Source organism: Endozoicomonas sp. Z74 (genome assembly GCF_057680865.1).
In genome coordinates, this window is the sequence record NZ_JBLYZI010000224.1 from 1 (window position 1) to 1,796 (window position 1,796).

Below are 1,796 nucleotides of genomic sequence, written 5' to 3' on the forward strand. Positions count from 1 at the left end.
ATCATCTTCTGGATGACGGCCTCTTTCATTTCTTTGGAGTAGCGAGCCATAACTGCCTCTTTTAATCATCTCTCCATTGAAGAGAGTCATGAGTCAAAAGAGGCGACATCTATCCTGACACAGGGGGAAGAGCAGGCTGGTCAATAGCCATTTTACAGACAGCCTTTTCAACATGTTCTTCTACCCGGTTCTTTGGGTTCGGTGTTTTTTTGGATTTGGTCAGCGAGTTCAAGCGGTCCAAGCTTGTGTTTAATGACAGGATCATTATGCTGATTCATTGAGGGTTACCTTTGATTTAGTTTTTTGGTGGTACTTAAAACTTAAACCGGTAACCCTCTCTTTTGAAGAGGGCTGTGTCAGATCAGATCGTACTTATACATTTTAGACACCGGTATAGGGCTCTTTTGTTCCGGCTTAGTGGTCACTGAGAAAAACTACCAGTGCACTCTTGATGACAAAATATCATGAACACTGGTGCTTTGAGTGTTGTGGCCCTCTACAACGTTCACCGCGCCAGGCACTGGTCTGTTGGCCAAAATGTGGTCCAGGTGGTTTCCAAAACCATTAAACGCATTCAGTGGGTGATAATAGGGCGCTCCGGCCCCGGCAGGTGGGTATGGCCCGGCAAGGGCGGCGGCTGTCGCATTCATATCCCCTGCAATGATCACAGTGTCCACTGGAATTCCAGCAACTGCGGCAGGGTTTGCGATTAATTCACTTTGATCGAGGGCCAGATAAGCATCCAGAAGTGCACCACCATTCATCGCTCCGACGATAATGGGAAGTCCTGATACTCCAAGGGGGGCATGCCATGTGATCAGTAAAACGGTGTCTCCCCCAATGGTTAATACGGTGTAGGCAAGGGGGCGCGCCAGGACCGCGGCCTGATTGAAGTTCGGATTGCCTGTCCAGCCATTCCCCCAGTTTGGATCAACAGCATGATCGTACAGGGTTAAAGGCGTAACAACGGCAACAGAGGCATTCCTGGTTGCGCATATATAGCCACTGCCCCCTCCTCCTGGTTGTTCGGCTATATGGTGAACGGTATGCCCTGGCAAACCGTTTAACCAGGCACTGATATGACCACCCGGTGCATTTTGAGCTTCTTGAATAAGGTAGATGTCCACATTAGGGTGGGCCGGGTGTAGAGCTGCAAGCGCTCCCGGTATTGCCGCAATTTCTCCGGCTTTTATGGCGTTTTCCCCTGTGCTGTTCCAGGTAACTATTCGTGTATCCGGCATTTTTGATCCACTTTATGATTGAGGATGACGGCATTATTGTTGTTTGCTGTCATATCAATAAGCAGGGAGAAATGGTTCCAGGGTAAGTTGAGGGTATGTGTTAACAGTTTTTTTTGTCATCGGCTCAGGTAAAACCAGCCTGCCATTTATTCAGAGGCCAGTTTTTATTGCTTAGTTGAAGTGACGGTGTCTATTTGAATCATTAACCGTGTGTTTCAACGCTATCTGCTGGTGTTTCATGACGTTGATCTATGCCATAGTCCCTGATAACGCTGGCAACTCGCAATCTATAGTCTTCAAAGACTCCGTCTCTGCCTTTTTTTTGTGCAATACGATGTGCTTCCAGATTGCGCCACTTTTTAACGGACTCTTCGTCTTTCCAAAATGATAAAGACAGCATTTTGTTTTCGTTTGTGACACTCTGGAAGGGCGCTGTTCAAATTAAGTGTTGCTCTACCCAATGTATAGAAACTTGATCTAAAAAAGCCTCCTCTGAGAAGAGTTGAGTTTTAAGAAACCTTTTCCACCCGAGGTAACGAGACAGGTATTTTGTTG

General features: G+C 46.9%; 1 protein-coding gene and 1 pseudogene. Both read right to left on the reverse strand.

From position 1 onward, the window contains the following. Nucleotides 1–434: 434 nt before the first annotated feature. Nucleotides 435–1,241, reverse strand: coding sequence for an endonuclease/exonuclease/phosphatase family protein (locus ACNRUY_RS26395; RefSeq protein WP_488114648.1), 807 nt, complete (start codon nt 1,239–1,241; stop codon nt 435–437). A 202-nt stretch (nt 1,242–1,443) separates the two neighbouring features. After that, nucleotides 1,444–1,656 (reverse strand): annotated as a pseudogene (locus ACNRUY_RS26400) (antibiotic biosynthesis monooxygenase family protein); the annotation flags it as partial. Between the last annotated feature and the right edge of the window lie 140 nt (nt 1,657–1,796).